The 1,083-nt window shown below is 71.1% G+C and carries 1 pseudogene; it reads left to right on the top strand.

The features are described 5' to 3' along the window. Positions 1–122 precede the first annotated feature (122 nt). Positions 123–1,083 (top strand): annotated as a pseudogene (locus U1T56_RS24090) (IS256 family transposase); the annotation flags it as partial.

Here is a 1,083-nt window from a genome sequence, read left to right as displayed (position 1 = left end):
GGGTAGCGTCCATGGAGGTGGTGGAAATTCGCTGCCCGTGCGGGTGTCGGGCGAGGCGGTCATCGGATCGGTGGTCTAAGGTGGAGTTGCAAGGCTCTGCCCCGGACCGGCGAGGAGACCCGATGACCGACGAGAGATTGCCACGGGCCGAGCTGCTGCCAAAGGCCGCTGCCGGCGCCTTCCGGCGCGGCGGCGCCGAGATGGTGCTGCCGCTCCGGATGGCGGCGGAAGGCCCGATCGGCGCAGGGCGGCACGAGCGCTCGCCGGCGCGGCTGAACTACCGCAACGGCTTCCGGGAGCGCACGCTCGACACCCGCCGCGGCTCGCGCCACCTCCGCATCCCCAAGCTCCGGCAGGGCTCGTACTTCCCGCCGTTCCTGGAGCCCCGCAAGACCAGCGAGCAGGCGCTGGTGGCGGTGATCCAGGGTCGAGCCGCAAAGCGGCTCGACGGGATCGGCGGTGTCTCGACCCGGCGCGTCGATGATCTCGTGCAGGCCATGGGACCGAGCGGCATTTGCAAGAGCCCGGTCGGCAAGCCGTGCCAGGACAGCGACGAGCGCGTGACCGCCTTCCTGCAGCGGCCCTTGGAGGGCGACTGGCCCCCATCTCTGGCTCGACGCCACCTGCCTCGAGCAGCGTGAGGGCGGTCGGATCGTCTCGGTAGCGGCGATAATCGCCGTCGCTGTCGACAGCGCGGGCCGGCGCGAGATCGTCGGCCTGCCCATCGGCCCCGCGCGAGCGGAGACCTTCTGGTCGAGCTTCCCGCGCAGCCTGCACAAGCGCGGGCTGCGCGGGATCAAGCTCGTGATCGCGGACGCGCCCGAGGGGCTCGAGGGCGCGTGTTCGGTGCCACGTGGCAGCGCTGCCGGGTGAATGGGATGCGCAGTGCCTTGGCCCATGTCGCCAAAGGCCAGCAGACCATGGTGGCGGCCGCCTTGCGCCAAGCTTTCCTGCAACCCGACCAGGACCGCGCCCGGCGGCAGATGGCCGATCGGTTCCGCGCTCGCTGGCCCAAGCCCGGCAGCCTGATGGACGAGAGCGAGCACGAGGTGCTGGCCTATATGAGCTTCCCGGCGCAGCATC

Source organism: Benzoatithermus flavus (genome assembly GCF_037908215.1).
In the GTDB taxonomy this organism is placed as follows: domain Bacteria; phylum Pseudomonadota; class Alphaproteobacteria; order Geminicoccales; family Geminicoccaceae; genus Benzoatithermus; species Benzoatithermus flavus.
Note: the sequence above shows the minus strand (reverse complement) of the source record. Positions and strands in the feature narration are given on the sequence as shown.